This is a genomic window from Streptomyces sp. NPDC093109 (assembly GCF_040701725.1).
Lineage (GTDB): Bacteria > Actinomycetota > Actinomycetes > Streptomycetales > Streptomycetaceae > Streptomyces.
In genome coordinates this window covers 71312-91455 of record NZ_JBFBEZ010000002.1, presented here as the reverse complement: position 1 = coordinate 91455, position 20144 = coordinate 71312, and the positions used below count along the sequence as shown (strand labels likewise).

Sequence of the window (20144 nt, the reverse complement as noted above, 5' to 3'; positions counted from 1 at the left end):
CTCGTAGGCCGTACGCCGGAAGCCGGTCGGCTAGAAGGTCAGCTTCCAGCTGTCGAGGTAGCCCGTGTCGTACGCGTACGCGTCCCGGACCCTCAGCTTCCAGATGCCGTTGGCGGGGAGGGCCGAGGCGTCGACGGTGTAGGTCTCATGCACGTTGGGCGCCGAGTCCGAGCCGTTGGTCTTGAGCCGGAAGGCCGTACCCTCCGGGCCGATCAGGTCGATGACCAGGTCGCCCCGGTAGGTGTGGATGATGTCGACGGTGACCTTGAGGGCGCTGGGGGCGTTGCCCTCGCGCCCGGTGACGACGAGCGGGGACTCGACGGCCAGGCCCGCGTCGGGGATGTTCACCCGGGCCGGGTTGACGAAGAAGTCGCCGCCGGAGGGGATGACGGTCCAGGCGAAGTCGACGGAGGCCGAACTCCCGTCCTCCGTAGAGGCGTTGACCGTCACGGTGAAGTCACCGGCCTCGGTCGCGCTCCCGGAGACCACCCCGGTCGCCCCGTCCAGCGTCAGCCCGTCGGGCAGTCCGGCGGCGGCGTACGTCAGCCCGCCCGGCCGGCTGGTGGCCGCGTCGATCCGTACGGTCGCGGGCTGGCCGACGGCGGCCTTCTGCGCCCCCGGCGAGGTGAGCGCGATGTGGTTGACGAAGCGTCCGCCGACGTTGACGGCCGCCCACGTGTCGCCGACGGTCTCGTACGCCTCGCTGGACCTGCCGTACAGATCGGCGGCGGCCTGGAGAGTGGCGGCGCGGGCGCCGGCGAAGTCGGTGGTGGACGTCATGTAGAGGGTCAGCGCGCGGTACCAGATGGTGAAGGCGTTTTCGAGCCCGACGCCGGGAACGGGCAGGTTGTCGTAGGTGGGGCTGTCGTAGTCGATGCCGTTGATGGTCTTCTGCCCGCTGCCCTCGGCGAGGAGATAGAAGAAGTGGTTCGCGACGCCGGACGAGTAGTGCGGGTCGAGCCCCTCGGTGCGCGCGGACCAGTAGTCCTGGGAGATTCCGTCCTTGGAGGGCCGGTCCATGTAGCGGAGCGGGGTGCCGTCGCCGAAGATGTCGATGAGTTCGCCGACGAGGTAGTCGGGGACGTCGTTCGGGTTGTCGGTGAACTCGACGGCGGCGGCCATGATGTCGCTGGAGCCTTCGTTGAGGCCGCCGGACTCACCGTTGTAGTAGTAGAGGTCGGCGGTGGATTCGGTGACGCCATGGGTCATCTCGTGTGCGGCAACGTCGAGTTCGGTGAGCGGATTGACGTTGTTCACGCCATCGCCGTACAGCATGCAGAAGCAGTCGCCGTCCCAGTAGGCGTTGACGATGCGGTTGCCGTAGTGGACCCGTGAGGACGCGCCGACGCCGTCGTTGGCTATGCCGTTGCGCCCGAACTTGTCGTGGTAGAAGTCCCACGTCTGCTGCGCACCGTACGCGGCGTCCGCGGCGGCGGTCTGCGGATGGGCGACCGTCGAGTCGCCCCAGATGTCGTCGGGGCTGGTGACGAGCACGGGCGTGCCGGTGGTCGTGTTGTTCAGGCTGTACGTCTTGTGGCTGCCGCGGCCGGAGTCGGTCAGCTCGTACAGGCCGCTCGTGCTGTTCTGTACGGTGCCGAGCTCGACCTCACCGCTGAACTTCCCGTGCCCGATGCCCGCCGGGATACGGTCGAACTCCTGGAGCTTCTTCCCGCTCACGGCATCGGTCACGACGTGCAGCCGGCTGGGCCCGCCGTCGTCCCGTACCCCGTTGACCACCGACTCCCACGCCAACGCGGACGCCCCGTCCTTCACCCACACCACCTGCCGCGGCGCACCATCGGCGACGGCCTTCGAGGTACCGGCCTCCTTGGCGACGGCGAGGGCGCTCTTGGCGGCGGCGGAGGCGGGGAGGGCGGGGGTGGTACGGGCGGGGGCGGGGAGCGCGACGGTGGGCGAGGCCGGGTCCGGGCCGGGGGCCACGGATGCGGACGCGGGCGCGGGCGGGGGCGCGGGCACCGGTGTCGTCGCGTCGGCGGTGGTGACGGTGAGGGTCGCGGCCGTGGGGTCCCCCTCGGCGGCGTTGTCGGCGGTCTTGTCGGCGGCGCTGCCATCAGCCTTGCCATCAGCCTTTGCGGCGGCCTTCTCGTGTACGACGAGGTCACCCCCGAGCACGGGCAACCCACCGAGGGTCCGCGCGTACCGCGTGTGAACGGTCCCGTCGACGTCCTTGACGACGTCCTTCGGCAGCAACTTCTCCCCGCCCCCGAGCCGCAACGAACGCGCGGTAGCAGCACCGGATTCGGCAGCGGCCTTGAGCAACTTGGCCCGCTGCCCGGGCGACAGCTCAACGGCGCGGGCACCGGGTCTGGGCGAGGCGTCGACTCTGCTGTGCGAGGCGCCGCGGATGGTGCTGTTGTCCGCTACGGCGGCCGACGGGGTAACGGCGGCGGCGGGAAGGGCGGAGACGACGAGGGCGGCGAGAGTGAGGGTGGCGGTGGCGCTGACGACAGCGCTGGCCGAGCCCGTGCGGCGACGGGACCGGCCGGTACGAGAGATGTTCAAGACTCCTGGTGCTCCTTCTGATCCAGTCGCGCGACAACGACGACCGGCTGGAACGCGGCCCGGGGGCGGGAAGGTTGCCGCCCGGGGAGGAGAGGTGCGGTGGCAAGCGGTGCGGTGCGGTGGGGCGCTGTGCGGTGGCAAGCGGTGCGGTGGGGCGCAGCGACGAGGTGGGGCACGAGACTGCGCACGTGACGCGGCAAATAGTCACAGCGGATGAACCTCTTGTCATCAACGCCCAGCCGCGTTGTCCGAATCCCAACTGCCGTTCCCAACAGGGTTTTTGGCAGGAGCTACGGATCACGTGCGCCTTTACGCGAAGGCAACATTGGCCCCCACCAACCCCTTTGGCCACTTTCTTCACTGGGCAGACGGGGGTGCCAGCGGGCTGGGGGTACTGAGCGCGGTAACGGGCGCGAGGCGCGGGCGGGCGGCGCGGGTACGGAATTGGGGCGGACGGCCACCATGGGCGGGACGGGCCTGCGAGACTGGGGGCGGCGGTCTAAAAGGTGGAGCCCAAGGGGGGAATTTGAGCCGATTGCCCGAGTCGCTGCTTCTGAAGAATTTCGGGGCCGGTCTCGAATAAACCCCCAGGTCACGAAGGGTGCTCCCCGCGCGTGCGGGGGTGGTCCTTCACCGGCAGAGGGTGTCAGCAGGTGGGGAAGCGTGCTCCCCGCGCGTGCGGGGGTGGTCCCGAGAGCCGGGGGTAGTCGGTCTGGACGGCTTCGTGCTCCCCGCGCGTGCGGGGGTGGTCCTGATCTTGCGCGAGTGACTGTGATCGGATGCCAGTGCTCCCCGCGCGTGCGGGGGTGGTCCCAGGCCCGGACCGCTACGCAGCGGCTTGGGCGCGTGCTCCCCGCGCGTGCGGGGGTGGTCCGGGGTGCGGCTCGTACCTGCACGGCGAGCGCCAGTGCTCCCCGCGCGTGCGGGGGTGGTCCGGGCCCCACCCTCCCAGGTGGGGCCCTTCGCTTGTGCTCCCCGCGCGTGCGGGGGTGGTCCGATCCTGCGCGTCCTCGAGGACATCTCCGACCCGTGCTCCCCGCGCGTGCGGGGGTGGTCCCGTCCTGAAGCGTCTGGCCGACGTCGACAAGCAGTGCTCCCCGCGCGTGCGGGGGTGGTCCCCTCGTCTCCCGCGCCCGGGTACGCCTCGGCAAGTGCTCCCCGCGCGTGCGGGGGTGGTCCCTGCGGCTGAAATTGCGGCGGGTGGTTGTGGACGTGCTCCCCGCGCGTGCGGGGGTGGTCCCTCTCCCGCCGGACCGGCATGCGGAAACGGACGGTGCTCCCCGCGCGTGCGGGGGTGGTCCCACTGCCTACCACTCTCCCGACTGTGCGCGTGCGTGCTCCCCGCGCGTGCGGGGGTGGTCCCTCGGGCGAGGCGACGTCCCCGGCGACGGCGTCGTGCTCCCCGCGCGTGCGGGGGTGGTCCCTGAGGTCAGGTCATGGGCGACCCGTACCCGGGGTGCTCCCCGCGCGTGCGGGGGTGGTCCGGCCCGCATCGAGTGGTCGCCCGCCGCCCCGGCGTGCTCCCCGCGCGTGCGGGGGTGGTCCGCAGCGAGTGGCCGACTGGATCGTCGGCATGCTGTGCTCCCCGCGCGTGCGGGGGTGGTCCCCGACCGGGCAAGCCCGCGACAGTCGGCCGCCCGTGCTCCCCGCGCGTGCGGGGGTGGTCCCGACGCGAGATCGTCGTCCGAGAGCGGTGTGAGGTGCTCCCCGCGCATGCGGGGGTGGTCCCCGTCGCTCGTCCCGCGCCTCGAGGTACGCGGCGTGCTCCCCGCGCGTGCGGGGGTGGTCCCGAGCTGGGGTTCCACTGGGACTCCAACCAGCAGTGCTCCCCGCGCGTGCGGGGGTGGCCCTGAGACCGAATCACGTGATCCGGTTGCACGGGTGTGCTCCCCACGAGGGTGGGGGTGGTCCTGCGTTGCGCACGGTCCCGGTGGCCACTCGCCAGTGCCCCCCGCGTGTGCGGGGTTGGCCCCAGACCGCGTCCACCCTCGGCGTCGTCGTCCGCCCCTGTCCCCGTACGTGCGGGGTGGCCTTCTCAACGACGGCCTCCGTTAAGGCCGGTACGGTCGCGCTGGCGCAGCCGTACCGGCCCCACACGGCGGGGTCGCCCTCCCGGTTGACCGTGACCGTACGGCGGCGGGCCCGCCGCAAGGTCAGAGCCGACCGCCGCCGTCCACCCGCACCACAGCTCGCCGGTCCGTGGCCATCACGTGGTCCCAGATCGCGTCGTGCAGCACCTGTACGCACGGGCCGCAGCCCGTGAACGGCGCCGAGACGCCCCCAGCTGTCTGCGCCGTTCCCAGCCAGAGCACGCGCGTGTGCTCCTGGCCGCACCAGAGCCAGCAACGACCGTCGGACCAGTCGTTGCCGTCGCCCGTACGGGCGGGCTCGGGCCGGTTCGCGTTCAGGCGGAGGGCGATACCGGGGGCGGCCCCCGTCACAAACACGTTCCCGGTGGTCACTTACCCCACCGCCGGCCCGCGTTCGCGATGACCAGCCGCGCACTCAGCTCCTCGCGCGCCGACAGCCGCGTCACCTCCGTCGGCGCCGCCTCCCAGAAGGCGCCGCCCTTCAGCGGGCGGAGCCGTACGCACGCGTCCGTACGTACGACCACTACTCCCACCCGATCCCGCGCGGTGTCCTTCGCGAGGCTCCCCGGTACGAGGTCCGGCACAAGGTCCGGCTCCGTCTGCGGAGAGGTGGACGGAGCCGCCGGTTCCGGGCCGGGGCCCGGGCCCGGGCCCGATTCCGAGCCCGAGCCCGCGCCCGCGCCCGGAGCGCGGCACGCCTCGGACGTCACTTGCCCGTTCCCCTCTTGATCGCCTCGGCGATCCCCCGTACGACATCGGGCCGCGCGCCGCCCAGTTCCACCAGCACCAGCCACGGCATCAGCGCACTCGCGTTGATGCCCAACGAGGGCAGAACCAGGCCGACGTCCGCCAGCGCCGCCTTCAGTTCCTCCACCGCCTCTTCCGCCGCGTCCCAGGGGTCCAGTTCGTCCGCCGGGTCCGCCGGACCTGCCGGATCCGGCGAATCCACCGCACCCGTCTGACCCGCCGCTTCCGTTGCGCCTTCAATTTCCTTTGTGCTGCCCATTGCCGCGCTGTCTCCCATTCCTCGGCCCTCGACCCGCGTACATCGCTGTACGTACGCGAGTGTTGACATTTCGTATTCAGCTTGGCCTTGTCATCGCTAGCCTCGAAAGGGGGTGACCGACTACAAGGGCTTTGAAACGAAGAGGAGTTAAGCCATGGCCAAAGGCGAGAGGCCCGGAGCGCTCGGCCGGCTCAAGATCGGATGGGAGTTCTTCGGCTCGGAACTGAAGCGCCAGCGCGAATCCGCCGGACTGACCCAGCACCAACTGGGCGAGCGGGTGTTCTGCTCCGGCTCGTACATCGGACAGTTCGAGGCGGGTTTCCGCAAACCACAACTGGACCTGGCCGAACGTATCGATGTAGAGCTGCGCACAGGCGGTCTCCTCGGTCGTATGTGCGCGGCACTGATCAACAGTTCCCCGTACGCCAACTACTTCGCCGAAGCGGTCTACCTGGAAAGCCTGGCCGTCTCGATCCGGCAGTACGCGCCTGTGTTCGTGCCGGGGATCCTCCAGACGAGGGCGTACGCCAGGGCCGTGTTCTTGGCCGCGCAGCCACTGGCACCGGAGGAGAAGATCGAGGAGCTTGTGGTGACGCGCCTGGAGCGCGGGAAGCTCCTGAACCATCCAACAACCCCTTTGTTGTGGGTGGTACTGGATGAGAGCGTGTTACGTCGAGAGGTCGGCGGGCCCGCAGTGATGCACGAACAGTTGACATATATTGCGCAGTTGATGCGCCGACGTCGCATCCTGGTGCAGGTACTTCCGCTGGATACGGGCGCACCGCCGATCGGGGCGCTGTTGAAGCTGATGACCTTCGAAGACATGCCGCCCGTGGCCTACGAGGAGGGCTCGAAGACAGGAAATCTGTTGGACGATCCGGCGGTAGTGGACCAATGTGAACTGGCCTACGATCTCGCCAGGGCCGCCGCCCTGTCTCCAGAGCGGTCACTGGCCCTGATTGAGTCGGCGGCAGAGGAATACGGACATGAGCAATGACCACGACCTGAGCGCGGCCGTGTGGCGCAAGAGCAGCTACAGCAACGGGGACGGCGGGGACTGCGTCGAGGTGACGGAGAGCTTCCCCGACGTGGTTCCCGTACGGGACAGCAAGACCCCCGGCTGTCGCGCTTTGTTCTTCACGGCCGGGTCGTGGACAACCTTCATTGACGACGTGAGGAGCCGATAAGCGTGGCCACGGACCACGGCCTGAGCGCGGCCGTGTGGCGCAAGAGCAGCTACAGCAACGGGCAGAGTGGCGACTGCGTCGAGGTGGCAGACGGGTTCCCCGGCGACGTCCCGGTACGGGACAGCAAGGCCCCCGCCGGCCCCGCGCTGTTGTTCCCCGCGACGGCGTGGGCAGCCTTCCTCCGAAACCTCAAGTCCTAGCTCCTGTAGGCCACTCGGAACGCTCAGGTCGCGTAACGTCTGCTGCTGGTTCGCAGGTCGACGCAGGCACGGCAGGATCCATACTGTTAGGTCTGGCGGCAATGCGCACGCCGCTGCGAGTGATAAAAATCCGCCCTCCCCGAGAGCAAACCCGCAGGTCGCGAAGTATGGTCCCCGCGCACGCGGGGGTGGTCCTGTATTGCGGTGGCAATACATTGGTTTGCTTTGATGGTCCCCGCGCACGCGGGGGTGGTCCGCGCTCCGCGCTTTCCTATTCGACCTACGGCCGATGGTCCCCGCGCACGCGGGGGTGGTCCCCTCCTGCACGCGTACGACCTCCTGGAGGCCGGATGGTCCCCGCGCACGCGGGGGTGGTCCGGACGGCACCGAGGCGTTCGACCTGATCACGGCATGGTCCCCGCGCACGCGGGGGTGGTCCGCACGGCGCGGTGGTCTCAGAGGTCGAGGAGGGATGGTCCCCGCGCACGCGGGGGTGGTCCCGGCCGGCCCCCCGGGTGAACACGGTCGATGGCATGGTCCCCGCGCACACGGGGGTGGTCCGTCGCCTCGTCCATGGCGATCAGTGCCCGGTCAATGGTCCCCGCGCACGCGGGGGTGGTCCCCAGACGCTCACCACGGTCGACTACACGGCGGCATGGTCGCCGCGCACGCGGGGGTGGTCCGTACCTTCGCCCGTTCTCCACGCTCGCGATCGGATGGTCCCCGCGCACGCGGGGGTGGTCCTCTCTATGAGGGAATCCGCGATCGCGGAAAAGTAATGGTCCCCGCGCACGCGGGGGTGGTCCGTCACACGCCGGTACGGAGGGAGCGCCTCCAGCGTGGTCCCCGCGCACGCGGGGGTGGTCCGCCGGAGCATCAGCGTGACACGCCGCCGGGGCTATGGTCCCCGCGCACGCGGGGGTGGTCCCCTGCCCCCTCCGGCGCCGAGATGCCCGTGCTGATGGTCCCCGCGCACGCGGGGGTGGTCCGATGTCGGGGGTGCGGGTGGCGTGCATCGCCTTATGGTCCCCGCGCACGCGGGGGTGGTCCCGGGGCGGCGCGGCACCCGGACAAGCGTCGCGGATGGTCCCGGCGCACGCGGGGGTGGCCCCCGGATGCACCAGCTGTTCGCCGTGTTCGCCGCATGGTCCCCGCGCACGCGGGGGTGGTCCGTCGCGCTGCGTGCACGGTCACGACCAGGCCGAATGGTCCCCGCGCACGCGAGGGTGGCCCCCTGCGCCTTGCTCCGAAGGCGGTCATCACCACATGCCCCCGCACACGCGGTGATGACACCGAGGCCGACTTGGCAGCTGATAGGTCGTCAGCTGCGGGTCAGAGCGGACGCCAGGTGTGTTCTACGGCGGCGAGCGTGGAGCGCGGGGCCGCCCCTCCTGCTGTTAGTTTCGCGCTTCCGGGCCGGGTATCAAGGGCGCTCCTCCGTCGCGTCGGCTGCGCCGATTCCGCTGCGCTCCACCCCTGACACCCAACCCTCCAGCGCAAGTGCAGCTTTTCGGGAGGGGCGGCCGGGGGTGAGGGGGGCCCAAGAGGTCCGCCTGTTCTGCCACTCGGCTCAGGGTCCGGCGGGCCGGGGGGCCCTGCGGGGCTGCGCGGCAGAGGAGAGGGGCGGCCCGACACCGGCTCGGCGGCCGACCGTCCGTTGCCGGTTGCGACTCATGCCCCGCTGGTCACCGTTGCGCTGTGGTGCCCGGAAGCTGGGTGGGGCCTGCTATCCGGTCGGGGTCCTCGGGCCGATCGGGGGCAGGGGGTCTTCGGGCGGCGCCCGGGAGCGGGGAGTGCGACGTTAGAGCCACATCCGGCACGTCAGATGGCCGCAGCGTCACCCTCGTCGGGATCAAGTACTCCACCACCCGCCAATCTGTCCTATATGTGGCGGTTTGGAGGGCGGTTGAGGGGCTCCCCGGGCGGCACATGTGTCCTGAGGTGCGTTAGACGCACTCCTCGGCGCGAAGACCGCCTCCGGGGCCCACTTGCCGCCACAGGCGTCCCACCAGACCTTCCCCCACCCGGAGTTACCAGCGGGGCATGAGTGCCGGCCAACCGGCGGCCGTCAAGCCGCCGAGCCGGTGCCGCGTCACCCCATGCAACTGCTGCGCGGCCCCGCAGGGTCCACCGGGCCGCCGGACCCTGAGCCGAGTGGCAGAACAGCAGACCTCTCGGCCCCCCCTCACCCCCCGGCCGCCCCTCCCACACCCGCACTTGCGACTCCGGGACAGGAGTCAAGGGTGAAGCGAAGCGAAATCGGCGCAGCCGACGCGACACAGGAGCGCCCTTTACACCTGTCACGGAGACGCGACACTCAAACGCTGGAGGGGCGGCCCCCATCCCAACAACCCCCGCCACCGACCCACCCCACTCAGCGCCGCTCTGACCCGCAGTCGACGGCCATCCGCGCCGCCCCCGGCCCCCGGCCCCCGGTCCACACCCCAGCCAACTCGCTTGACCTCAAGTCCAGTTGAGATTCCATGCTTTCACCCATGGAGATGGAGACAACAACTCACAACCCCGACATCCGCGCAATCCGCCACGTCGTCGCCGCCATCGAGCACTCGCAGAACAACGAGCTGGCCGACGCGTTCGTCGGGCTGTTCCGGGAGGACGCCGTCTGGACCACCGGGCACGGTAAGCGGCTCTTCGGGCGGGAGGAGATCTCCGCGTTCACGCGGAAGGTTCTGCCCGGCGCGATGAGCGACTCCACCGCCACCTACGAGGTGCTGCATGTGCTGTTCATCCGGCCCGATGTCGCCGCCGTCACGGTGCACGCGCAGTACTGGACCCTCGGCGGGGAGCCGCTCGGGAATCCGGGGAGTCCGCTCTACGTCATGGCCAAGGAGAACAACGACTGGCGGCTCGTCGCCTGCCAGAACACCGAGATCCTCGCGTAGGTGCGCAGGCCTCAGGCCCGCCGCTCACCGCTCGCCGCTCGCCTGTGCGTGCGTGCCGGACGAACGGCGGGTCCCCCGACTGCCCCTTACGGGAACAGCGCTATTCCCACGATCACCAGCACCAGAATCGTCAGCACCACGACCACCGCCGTCCACGTCCTGCTGTGCGCCAGTGGTGCCCTCGGGCCGCCGCCTCGGGGGCGGTCTTCCGGGAGGGTGGGGTGGGGCGGGCGGTCGTGTGTGTAGAAGTCGCCGAAGCCGCCGTTCGTAGCCATGGGAACCTCCTCACAGAGGTCGACGCGAGGCGACCCCCGCCATACAGTGAGGCATCGCTCCGCTTATCTACCTAATTGTACGCTTACCGGCCTCCCGCCGGCCCTGCCGCCAGCCTCGCCGCCTCCCGGCGCCTCGCCCGCCAGACGATCAGCGGCCTCCGGCGGCGCCACAGCCAGACGCAGGCCGCGACCGCCAGGGCGGCCAGGCCGAGCAGGATCGCCAGGCCGATGACGACGTCGGCGGTTGTGGTGGTGTCGGCCAGGTGGACGGTGAGGTCCTCGTGGGTGGTGTTGCCGGCCGGGTCCGTCGCGGTGATCTTGAGGTGGTGGTCGCCCGGCGGCAGGTCCAGGTGGAAGGTGTGGCGCGTGCCCACCAGGGTTACGGGCGTTACGGGTTCTGTGGCGCCTTCCCCCTTGTCCGTCTCCGCCGCCGCCCCTGCTGCCACCGCTGCCTTGACCACCTTGACCGCCTTGCCGCCCTCGCCCACCAGCGTGATCGTCGCCCCCGGTTCGCTCCGTACCGTGATCACCGCCTTGCCCTCCCCCGCACGCTCCGCGTCGTACGCGACAGCCAGCGGCGGCGCCGCCGTGTCGATGGTGAAGGCTGCCGTACGGGCGGTGCCCGCGCGGCCGAAGGGGTCCTGGAGGGTGAGCGTGGCGCGGTGGTCGCCGTCCTTGAGGTCGGTGGTGACCTTCGCGCGGCCGGTGGGGTCCAGGGTGACCGGGTGGTCCGTCGTGCCGACCGTCAGGGTGCCCCGGCTGCCGGGCGGGCCCGCTACGGTGAAGGCCGTTCGGGCGTCCGTCGGCTTGTCCGACACCTTGACGCTCGGTGTGAACGACTCCAGGTCCACCTTCGCCGTCGTCGTGGCGCGCGACGCGTTGCCGGCCTTGTCCCGTACGAGGATGTCGATCCGGTGCGTGCCGTTCGGCAGATACAGGTGGCCCGTCACCTCGCCGGTGGCGCCGACCGTGCCCGTCAGGCCGTCGTCGTCGCGGCCCTCCACCGTCACGGTGTAGCGCGCCTTCGGCTCTGTCGTGAAGCCGATGTCCGTCCGGCCGGTGGCCGGGTCGGCGGGTGAGGCGGTGGCCGCGTCCAGGTCCGGCTTGTCGGCGTCCACGGTGAGCGTGAACTCCTTGCTCTCCTCGCTCTCGTTGCCCGCCGCGTCCACCGCCACGACCGCGTACGTGTGCTCACCGCTCGCCGCCCGGAACGCGATCCGCTGGGCGGCTCCGGTGGCGGTGGCCCGGGCGACGACCTTGTCGTCGGATACGTCCCTCACCTGGATACGGGAGTCCGCCTCGGCCGTCACCGTGACCTCTACCGCCCCGCCCGCCCCCGCCTTCGGTGTCTTCACCTTGGGGCGCGACGGCGGCTCGGTGTCAGGTTCCGGCTCGGGCTCGGGCTCCGGCTCGGGTTCTACGGCCGGCTGCTCGGGCTTCGACGGGGTCTCCGTACCCGGCAGCGAGCTGTAGCCGCACTCGCTGAAGTACCCGAGGTCCCCGCAGACATACGAACCGGAGTCCGACGGGCACGAGTGCCAGCGGTGGCAGCCGTCCCGGTGGGCGGGCGCGGCGGCGACGGCCTGTCCCGCCGTATCCGCGAACGCCATGAGCGCGAGTGCGGATGCGGATGCGAGTGCGAGCCTCGTCGTACGGCGCGCACGGATGCGTACATTCACGTGAGAAAAGCCCCCCAGCTTCACGGCGGCTCAACAGCACGCCGGATGCCGGATGTTCACAGAGGTACGAGGGCTTGTCGAGCCGTGGCCAAAGGTTTACGGCCGCGGGCCGGCGACGAGCCGAAGGCGCCCGCCGCCTCGCCCGCCGCCCCGTCCGCACCCCATCCACCGCCCGCCCACCGCGCGCCTTTTACTTCGGCACGTCCGCGCAGAAGTCCTTGAACTCCTCGCGCATGTCCTCGTACTCGCCCTCCTCGGCCTTTTTGAATACGCCGTCGAAGCGCTCTCTGCGCTTTTTTTCCTTCTTGTACGTGTCGGCTTCCCGGAACTTGGCCACTTCCTTCAAAGCCGCACTCTGCTCGTTCTTCGGGAGGCCGTCCTTGAGGACATGCCGCTCCCAGGTGCAGAGCCAGTATTCGTCCGCCAGGGCCTGGCCGCCGCCCGGTGCGATCCGGACCCTGAAGTCCTTGTCGTCCTTCTTCGCGTCCGGCTCCTCCACGCCCAGCATGCCGACCGTATCGGTCGGCCACTCGCTGTCCGGCGCGAGCGTGAGCGTTTGGCTGTGCTTCACGTACTCCGCCTTGGCCTCCGCGGCCGACGGCCAGCCCTCGAACTCGTCGCTCGAGCAGGATGTCAGGACGAGGACGGAAACCACTGTCGCGGCCATGGCATACAAGGGTCTGTGACGCACCATCACGGTTCACTGCTCCAAAACACTCACGAGGAAGAGGATCGCCGAAGGAGATGTGGTCGCGGTGGACTCGGTTCCACCTCAACATCGCTCAGCCCAAAGGCACTTCAGCCCGCCGCATGGCGCCCCGAGCCCGAGCCCGCCCCCGAGCCCCCCGTCACCCGCGTGATCGCCGCCTCCACCGCCCCCACCCGGTCCGCCAGCAGTCCCAGCGCCGCCACCGCGCGCGTGAGCGGGTCGGTGTCCGAACCGCCTAGGGTCGCCTCGCGTACGTGGTACCTCTTGATCTCCATCCAGCGCGCCGCCCGCTCCTCCGTCAACGTCCCGCGCAGTTCCGCGAGTTTGAGGAGGTTGGACTCCGCGCCCGAGGTCAGGGTCTGGGCCTCGCCCGTGTAGTGGTCGTCGATGACGGCGGCGAGTTCGGCGTCGTTCATGACGGCGTCGATCCTGGCCGCGATCTTGTTCATGTTGCGGTACGAGCCCTGGAGCAGGAACGGCGGCTCCGTGCGCGTCGCGTCGGACTGGGCCGCCGAGGCGATGTACGCCTCGTTGACCGCCAGCACCGTCCGGCGCGCCGTCAGCAGATGCCGCAGGACGGCCAGGACGCGGTCCAGCTCGGCGGGCGCGTAGGGGTGGGTGAGGCGGCCGGCGGTGGCCGCCGGATCGGCTGCGGCAGTCGGGTCGTTGGCGGCCAGGCGTACGAGGATGTCCAGGTCTGCGCGGTCGCGGGCGGCGAGCGGGGCGAGGACGGGGTGGGCGGTGAGGGCGTTCTCCACGAAGCTCAGCGCGAAGACGTCCTCCTTGCCGGTCAGCACGTCGCCCAGATTCCACACGTCGGCGCGGTTGGCGAGCATGTCGGGGATACGGAAGCGGTGGCCGGACTCGGTGTACGGGTTGCCCGCCATGCAGACCGCGAAGCGCTTGCCGCGCAGGTCGTACGTCCGCGTCTCGCCGTTCCGCACGCCCTCGATACGGCGCTGCGCGTCGCAGAGCGGGATGAACTGCTGGAGCAGTTCGGGCGAGGTGTGCTGGATGTCGTCCAGGTAGAGCAGGGTGTTGTTGCCCGCCTCCAGCGCGAAGTTGATCTTCTCGACCTCCTGGCGGGCGGTCGCGTTCGGCGCCTGGTCGGGGTCGAGGGAGGTGACGGCGTGGCCCAGGGCCGGGCCGTTGATCTTGACGAGGACCAGGCCGAGCCGGTCGGCCACGTACTCCATGAGCGTCGTCTTGCCGTACCCCGGCGGCGAGACGAGGAGCAGCAGCCCGTTGCTGTCGGTGCGCTTGGACTCGCCCGCCGTGCCGAGCTGCTTGGCGAGGTTGTCGCCGATGAGCGGGAGGTAGACCTCGTCGATGAGGCGGTTGCGCACGAAGGACGACATGACGCGCGGCCGGTAGTCGTCCAGGCGCAGCCGCGCCCGCTCGGCCGTGACGAGGGCGCCGCGCAGGCGCTGGTACGCGCGGAAGCCGGGGGCGACGCGGGTGCGGAAGTCGGCTGTACGGGAAAGGAGTTCATCCAGTCGTACGGTCAGCCGTCGTCGTTCGATCCTCGGGTGGGCACCGAGCAGGCCGTCGACGGTCTCGCTGAGTGAGGCCGACACCTCGTAGCGGGGCAGGTCCGGGCAGAGCTCGACCGCGACCGCCTCCGCCAGGTCGCCGGGGGTGATCCCGTCCTGGCCGCCGGCCGCCGCGTACGCGCCGAGCCAGTTCTCCACGAGCTGGCGGCGCGCGGCGAGTTCGCCGCCGAGCCCGGCCAGGTCCTCGTCGTACGCGGAGACGCCCGCCGCCGAAGTACCCACCGCGTGGCGGAACTTGTCGAGCAGCGTCCGCGCGCCCGCGCTGGTGGCGAAGCCCTCGGGGCCCGAGGTCAGCTCCTCGAAGAGGTACGCGGCGGCCGACGCGCCCTGCGTCAACTCGCCCATCGCCTCAGCCAGTTCCTCCTGGAGCGCCTCGATCGCGGGTGCCAGGCCGAACGTCTCCCTGGCGCGCGCCATCGACACCGCCCGCCGGGTCCACGCCTCGCGCGCCTCCGGCGTCGTACCGTGCGCCCAGAAGAGCTGCGCGGCGGCGCGGGCGGCCGGCTCGTACCGCAGGGCCCCGGCCTCGGCGCGCAGCCGCAGCAGGGCGGCGAGGATGAGGGTGGCGTCGTGGTCGTGGACGCCGCGCTCGTACCCCTCGTCGTACGCCTCTTCGGCCGACTTCCGTACGAGAACGGCCAGTTCGGCATCGGAGACCGGGCCGGCGGAGGCCGCCCCGCTCTCCAGCAGCCGCGCCGCCAGATACTCGCCCCGGTACACCTCCGCCGACTCCGACGGCAGCTCCTGCCCCCAGTACGGCCGCGTCGCCGCGAACTCCGGGTCGGTGACGGGCGCCCGGTAGTCGGTGCCGGTGAGCGCGAAGCTCAGCCCGCCCGCGTCTCCAGGACCGGAACCGGAACCACCCCCGTGCGGTACGAGCGTCAGGTCCAGCGGCTGCGTGTTGACCGCGAAGCTGTGCCGCCCCAGCCGGATCAGCGCGCCACCGTCCGCGTACAGGTCCGTGCGGTCGCGCAGGGCGCGCGCCGCCTCCTGGCGGGCCGCCTTGATCCGGCCGTCCAGCTCCTCCGCCCGTACCCGGTCGCCCAGTTCGCGCAGCTCGGCGACCGTCCGCCGGACCTTGGCGACCATCGGGTCGGAGGCGAAGTACGTACTGACCTCGTCGGCCGAGCCGAGCGCCGCCGCCCGCCTGCCGATGGTCTCCAGCACGCGCGCCGCCGAGTCGCCCAGCCGCTCGGCGCGCTGCGCGCGGGCGTCCTGGAGGCCCTGCTTGCGCGCCGAGAACGTCTCGTAGACCTCGGTGCGCTTGGTCGCCAGCTCGGCGAGGAAGTCGTCCGACTCCGCGAACCGGGATTCGAGGTTCTCCAGCCGCAGCAGCAGCCCCGCGAGCTGGTCGTCGCAGCTCTCGGGCGTGGACGCGGCGGCCAGCGCGCCCGTGACCGCCTGCCCCAGCAGGGCGGACTCCGCCGCGAACTCGGCCCGTCCCTCCCGCTCGCCCAGCTCCCCGCGCCGCGCGTCCAGGGTGGCGCGGGCGGCGTTGACCCCGCCGAGCACCTCCGCGATGCGCTCCAGGATGGACGTACGGACGGTCGCGTCGCCGATGTCCAGCCCCGCCACCACCTCGGTGACGGTACGGAGCCCCTCCGCCAGCTCGTCCAGCCGGGCCGCGACCGGCGCCGCCCCGGCGACCGTGGTGATCGCGTCGGCGGTGGCCGTCAGCGCCTCGGTGTCCGCGTGGTACGCGGTGAAGGCGTCCTCGCCGCGCAGGAACTCGACCGCCCGCCGCGCGAACGAGGTGAGGTCACCCTCGACCTCGGCGGCGAGCGCGTCGATGCGCCCGGTGTCCGCGTACCGCTGGTCCTTCAGCGTCAGCAAGTGGCCGTGCGCGCGCCGCAGTTCGGTCAGCCGCTCCACCCATCCCGCGGCCGAGCGCGGCGCCTCGCCCCGGATCCGGCGCACCAGAGCGGCGATCGTGGCCGCCGACTCGTCGAACGCGTCGGCGGCCCGCCGCGTCAGGGTCTGTACGGTGGCGAACTCGGCCAGCACCTGCTCGGCCGTCGCCCGCACCTCCGCCAGCGGCCCGCGCAGATCACCCGCTTCGGCGTCGCCCAGCCAGTGGTAGGTGTCGGCGGCGCGGACGGAGGCGGCGACGAGCGCCTCGTACCCCTCCGTCGTCGGCGTGCCGGTCTCGGTGACGGCGCGCGCCAGCGACAGGCAGTCGGAGATGCCGCGCACCAGGTCGGCGTTGCCGATGCGGCCCAGCGGCCCGGCGTCGGCCGAGGCGGACGCGGCGGCGGCGTAGGTGTCGGAGACGTACGGCGAGGCCCAGATCTGGAGCGGGTGGATCCGGGCCGGCTCCTCGGTGTCCGGCGCGCGCAGGACGACCGTCGTGCCGTCCTCGAAGAGCGCGTACCCGTGGCAGGGCAGCGGCGCCGCGACCTCCTTGCGGATCAGGTTGTACGGCAGGAGCAGGGCCCGGCCCTCGGCGCGGGCGTGGAACGCGTACAGCACGTCCTCGCCGTTCGGCGAGCGCAGCTCGCGCTCGAACTCCAGCCCGGTGGTGTCGGTGTCGAAGGTCTTGTGTGCGCCACTCGCCAGGCAGTAGCCGCCGGGGAAGACGATCCCCTGCTCCTCGGGCAGCCGCCGGCACGCCTGCCCGATGCCGTCGAGCCGTACGACGGTCCTGGTGACGGTGTTGAAGACCAGATGGCGCCGGGTCTCCTCCTTGTACGGGCGCACCCGCAGCAGGACGAGCACCCCGGCCCGCGCGTACTCCACCTCGGCATCGGCCAGCGACTGGAGCGGCTCGTCGACGGGCTCGGTGTACAGCGCGGCGGCCGGGTCGGCGGGACCGGACTCGGTGTCGTTCTCCGTCTTGACGGTCAGCGCGCCGCCGACGGTGGAGACGAACACCGTGCCGCCGTCGATGGCGATGTGCGGGTGGCGGCCGAGGACATGGTCCTCGCGGGCGGTGGCCGTCCACTCGACGTCCTGGGCGGCCGGGAGGACATCGTCGCGCTCACCGCGCGCGTCCAGGAACCGGACCGTTCCGGCCGTCCCGTACGTCCCGTCCGTCCCGGCGGTCCCGGCCGTCCCGTCCCCCGCGATCGCCCAGCGCAGCACCCGTACGTCGGCGGTGCTCTCGCCGGTCTGGAAGACGGCGAGCAGCCGGCCCTCGGTGTGCCGGATCCGCAGCAGCCGGGCGTCACGGAAGTAGCGGTGCAGCTCCGCGAACTCGCGTACGAAGTCCGGGTCGTCGAGCAGTCCTGGCACCGCGTCGGCGGGGAGCGGATTCAGCTCGCGGTCGAAGAGGGCGAAGACATCGCCGACGGCGGGCCCCTCGGCCGTCGACGCCCGCGCCCCCGCCCGTGCCCCCGCCACCGCCCGCGCCCGCGCCTGCCCCGGCGGGACGTTGCCGCCGAAGAGCAGCGCGCCGCCCACCGCGACGACGTCCCGGGGCAGGCGCGGCTGCTCGGTGCGGATGCGCTCCGTACCCGTGAGGGCCAGCTCCATCGAGCCGAACGCCTCGATCCGGCGGGCGTTCAACGCCTCGGCGCGGCGCGCCAGTTCGGTTGCCCGCGCGCCGAGCCGGTCGCGCAGGACCTCGTACGTACCGGCGTCCACCGAGGCCGTCGCCGCCGCTGCCGCTGTCCCGGCCACTGCTGTCTCCATCGGGCTTCTCGCCTTCCGTTCCGTACGGGGTCCGTACGAGGTCATGCGTGTGTCGTGTCGCGTGTTGTCGCCTGTTGTCGCCTGTTGTTACGCGGGGGATCCGGAACCATCGACCCCCGTACGGCGGCTCCGGATCCCCCACACCCTCGGGCGTGGGCCGTCAGACCCCGGCCCTCAGGCTCTGTCGCGGCCCGCCCCCGCTGCCTCTCCCGCGCCGTTCAGCGCGGCGAGCGGGGTGTCCGCCAGTCCCAGCCGGTCCGCCTGCTCCAGCAACTGCTCCAGCTGCGTGGACCCCGCGACCCCGGACTTCATCAGCTTCATCAGCAGCGCCGACACCGTCAGGTTCTGCACATCGGCCGTCGAGACCGAGCCGAGGATCTGCTTCAGGTCCTCCGGCAGACTGGCCGAACCGTCCAGCCACGGCTTCGCGAGCGTCTGCGCCGTCTCCGAGTGGGCCATGAAGCCGTCGACGCTCTTGCCGAACGAGATGGACGACACCAGCCGGTCGAAGAAGACGGAGTCCCCGCCGACGATGTTGATGTCGGCGTTCTCCAGACCGGTGGCGAGCACCGTGGCCTGCGCCTCCGCGACCTGCCGCTGCACGTCGAAGCCGGCGAGCCGGATCTCCTTCTCGGCCTCCAGCCGCAGCCGGTACTCCTCGTGCGTACGGGACGCCTCGTCCAGCGCGGCCATCGCCGCGGCCTTCTCGGTCAGCCCCGCCGCCTCGGCCTTCAGCTTCTCGCCGATCACCGCGGCGTCCGCCGTGGCCTGCGCCTGCGTGCCCTCCGCGACCGCGAGCGCCTTGAGCCGCGCGCCCTCGGCCTCGGCCCGCAGCCGCGCCTCGGTCGCCTCGGCCTCCGCACGGCCGGCCTTCTCGGTGACGTCCGCCTCCGCCTCGCGGACCTGGACCTCGGCGAGTCCGGCGGCGGCGGCCTCGGCCTGGATGCCCTCCGCGAGCCGCAGCTTGGCGCGCGAGTCGAGGTCGGCGGACTTCAACCGGGCCTCGGCGAGGGTAAGTTGCTCGGCCGCGCGGTGCTTGGCCGACGCCTCCGCCGCCTCGGCCGCCTTGATGTCCTTGACCAGCTTCTCCTGCGCCTCCGCCTCGGCACCGATGATCACGGCCTGGCGGGTGCGCTCGGCCTCCTCGACGATGCGGAGCTTCTTGATGGACTCCTCCTGCTCCGCGACCGTACGGTCCACCGCGATCCGCTCGCGGATGACGTCGGCGACCTCGCGGCGCTCCGCCTCGACCTCCTTGTCCTTGGACATCCGGCTCATCTCGGTCTCGCGCTCCCGCCCGATGACCTCAAGCAGGCGGTCCTTCTCGATCCGCTCGTTCTCGATGGCGATGACCCGCTCGCGGTTCTTCTGCGCGACCGCGATCTCGCGGGCCTGGTTCTCCCGCTGGATGCCGAGCTGCTCCTCCGTACGGAGGAACGCGGTCTGCGCCCCGAGCCGCTCCTCCTCCTGCACCTTGGAGGTGGCCGCCTCCTCGCGCGCCCGCAGCGTCTCGACCTCGCGGCGCTGCTTGATCTCGGCCTCGGCCTGCCGGCGCTCCAGCTCCAGGATGGTCTCCCGGGCGTCGACGTTCTGCCGGGTGATCTCCTTCTGCTCGGTGCGCTGGAACTCGTTCGTACGGACGTGCTCGACCGCCGTCAGTTCGGTGATCTTGCGGATGCCCTGGGCGTCGAGGATGTTGGCGCCGTCGAGCTGGGTCATCGGCGTCTGCTCAAGGAAGTCGATGGCCGCGTCGTCGAGGTGGTAGCCGTTGAGGTCCGTCCCGATGACCCGGATGATCCGGTCGCGGAACTCCTCGCGCTTGGTGTAGAGGTCGACGAAGTCGAGCTGCTTGCCGACGGTCTTGAGCGCCTCGGAGAACTTCGCCGCGAAGAACTCCTGGATGGCGACCTTGTCGCTGGCGCGCTGCGTGCCGATCGCCTGGGCGACCTTGATGACGTCCTCGACGGTCTTGTTGACCCGCACGAAGAACGAGATGTGGATGTCGGCGCGGATGTTGTCCTGGCAGATGAGCCCTTCCCGGCCGGTCCGGCGGATCTCGATGATCTTCACCGAGATGTCCATGTACTCGGCCTTGTGCAGGACCGGCAGGACGACGGCGCCCGTGAAGGTGACGTCCACCTTCTTGGTCTTGGAGATGATCAGCGCCCGGCCCTGCTCCACCTTGCGGAACAACCGGCTGATCAGCAGAAACGTGGCGAGGGCGATGAGCAGGACAACGGCGATCAGCACGCCGATGCCCAAGGAGATGGCATCCATGAGGAGTCCTTGCGAAGCGAGAGAGCGGGAAGCGGGCAGGGCAGAGCCACAGGGCGCGGAGCGCCGGGGGCGCGTGCCAACGGATGAGGTCGCCAGAAGCGACGGCGAGCAC

The 20144-nt window shown here is 71.2% G+C and carries 13 protein-coding genes and 2 CRISPR repeat arrays; of the genes, 4 read left to right on the top strand and 9 right to left on the bottom strand.

The annotated features are described in order from the left end of the window. Positions 1-30 precede the first annotated feature (30 nt). From AB0389_RS02775 to AB0389_RS02760, 4 genes are all read right to left on the bottom strand, one after another. Complete coding sequence (locus tag AB0389_RS02775; RefSeq protein ID WP_366393515.1) at positions 31-2523, bottom strand: M4 family metallopeptidase; 2493 nt, start codon at positions 2521-2523, stop codon at positions 31-33. A gap of 601 nt (positions 2524-3124) precedes the next feature. Continuing rightward, positions 3125-4495: a CRISPR direct-repeat array (repeat unit 28 nt; unit sequence GTGCTCCCCGCGCGTGCGGGGGTGGTCC). A gap of 181 nt (positions 4496-4676) precedes the next feature. Further along, entirely contained in the window at positions 4677-4985 is a 309-nt protein-coding gene (locus AB0389_RS02770) for a hypothetical protein (RefSeq protein WP_366393514.1), read from the bottom strand. Further along, entirely contained in the window at positions 4982-5197 is a 216-nt protein-coding gene (locus AB0389_RS02765; protein ID WP_366393513.1) for a hypothetical protein, read from the bottom strand. The genes AB0389_RS02770 and AB0389_RS02765 overlap by 4 nt, the downstream gene beginning before the upstream one ends. Positions 5198-5319: 122 nt before the next feature. Continuing rightward, positions 5320-5619, bottom strand: a complete 300-nt coding sequence (locus tag AB0389_RS02760; protein WP_366393512.1) for a hypothetical protein — start codon at positions 5617-5619, stop codon at positions 5320-5322. 154 nt (positions 5620-5773) lie between these two features. Between AB0389_RS02760 and AB0389_RS02755 the strand changes: the two genes are divergently transcribed. The 4 genes from AB0389_RS02755 to AB0389_RS02740 all read left to right on the top strand — a co-directional run bounded on the left by AB0389_RS02755 (position 5774) and on the right by AB0389_RS02740 (position 9909). Beyond that, positions 5774-6616, top strand: coding sequence for a helix-turn-helix transcriptional regulator (locus AB0389_RS02755; RefSeq protein WP_366393511.1), 843 nt, complete (start codon positions 5774-5776; stop codon positions 6614-6616). Further along, a complete protein-coding gene (locus tag AB0389_RS02750) occupies positions 6606-6806 on the top strand; it encodes a DUF397 domain-containing protein (protein WP_366393510.1) in 201 nt (66 codons plus the stop codon). The genes AB0389_RS02755 and AB0389_RS02750 overlap by 11 nt, the downstream gene beginning before the upstream one ends. Before the next feature lie 2 nt (positions 6807-6808). Continuing rightward, a complete protein-coding gene (locus AB0389_RS02745; RefSeq protein ID WP_366393509.1) occupies positions 6809-7006 on the top strand; it encodes a DUF397 domain-containing protein in 198 nt (65 codons plus the stop codon). Between the two features lie 167 nt (positions 7007-7173). Beyond that, a CRISPR array of direct repeats spans positions 7174-8239; the repeat unit is 28 nt; unit sequence ATGGTCCCCGCGCACGCGGGGGTGGTCC. A gap of 1250 nt (positions 8240-9489) precedes the next feature. Further along, positions 9490-9909, top strand: coding sequence for an SgcJ/EcaC family oxidoreductase (locus AB0389_RS02740; protein ID WP_366393508.1), 420 nt, complete (start codon positions 9490-9492; stop codon positions 9907-9909). An 86-nt stretch (positions 9910-9995) separates the two neighbouring features. Here the strand turns inward: AB0389_RS02740 and AB0389_RS02735 are convergent, their stop codons facing one another. The 5 genes from AB0389_RS02735 to AB0389_RS02715 form a co-directional block, all read right to left on the bottom strand. Continuing rightward, on the bottom strand, positions 9996-10184 hold the full coding sequence (locus AB0389_RS02735) for a hypothetical protein (protein WP_366393507.1): 189 nt from the start codon (positions 10182-10184) through the stop codon (positions 9996-9998). 83 nt (positions 10185-10267) lie between these two features. Then, entirely contained in the window at positions 10268-11794 is a 1527-nt protein-coding gene (locus tag AB0389_RS02730) for a hypothetical protein (RefSeq protein WP_366393506.1), read from the bottom strand. Between the two features lie 259 nt (positions 11795-12053). Continuing rightward, positions 12054-12530, bottom strand: a complete 477-nt coding sequence (locus tag AB0389_RS02725) for a hypothetical protein (protein ID WP_366393505.1) — start codon at positions 12528-12530, stop codon at positions 12054-12056. A gap of 131 nt (positions 12531-12661) precedes the next feature. Beyond that, the gene (locus AB0389_RS02720) at positions 12662-17755 is read right to left on the bottom strand and encodes a DNA repair ATPase (RefSeq protein WP_366393504.1); all 5094 of its coding nucleotides are present in this window, start codon (positions 17753-17755) and stop codon (positions 12662-12664) included. Between the two features lie 174 nt (positions 17756-17929). After that, positions 17930-20032, bottom strand: coding sequence for a flotillin family protein (locus AB0389_RS02715; protein WP_366393503.1), 2103 nt, complete (start codon positions 20030-20032; stop codon positions 17930-17932). Positions 20033-20144 lie beyond the last annotated feature (112 nt).

Bases quoted from the DNA above. Each gene is read 5' to 3' on its own strand.
- AB0389_RS02740 (WP_366393508.1), top strand. From the start codon at position 9,490: ATGCTTTCACCCATGGAGATGGAGACAACAACTCACAACCCCGACATC.
- AB0389_RS02750 (WP_366393510.1), top strand. From the start codon at position 6,606: ATGAGCAATGACCACGACCTGAGCGCGGCCGTGTGGCGCAAGAGCAGC.
- AB0389_RS02725 (WP_366393505.1), bottom strand. From the start codon at position 12,530: ATGGCCGCGACAGTGGTTTCCGTCCTCGTCCTGACATCCTGCTCGAGC.
- AB0389_RS02760 (WP_366393512.1), bottom strand. From the start codon at position 5,619: ATGGGCAGCACAAAGGAAATTGAAGGCGCAACGGAAGCGGCGGGTCAG.
- AB0389_RS02730 (WP_366393506.1), bottom strand. From the start codon at position 11,794: ATGGCGTTCGCGGATACGGCGGGACAGGCCGTCGCCGCCGCGCCCGCC.
- AB0389_RS02735 (WP_366393507.1), bottom strand. From the start codon at position 10,184: ATGGCTACGAACGGCGGCTTCGGCGACTTCTACACACACGACCGCCCG.
- AB0389_RS02755 (WP_366393511.1), top strand. From the start codon at position 5,774: ATGGCCAAAGGCGAGAGGCCCGGAGCGCTCGGCCGGCTCAAGATCGGA.
- AB0389_RS02715 (WP_366393503.1), bottom strand. From the start codon at position 20,032: ATGGATGCCATCTCCTTGGGCATCGGCGTGCTGATCGCCGTTGTCCTG.
- AB0389_RS02720 (WP_366393504.1), bottom strand. From the start codon at position 17,755: ATGGAGACAGCAGTGGCCGGGACAGCGGCAGCGGCGGCGACGGCCTCG.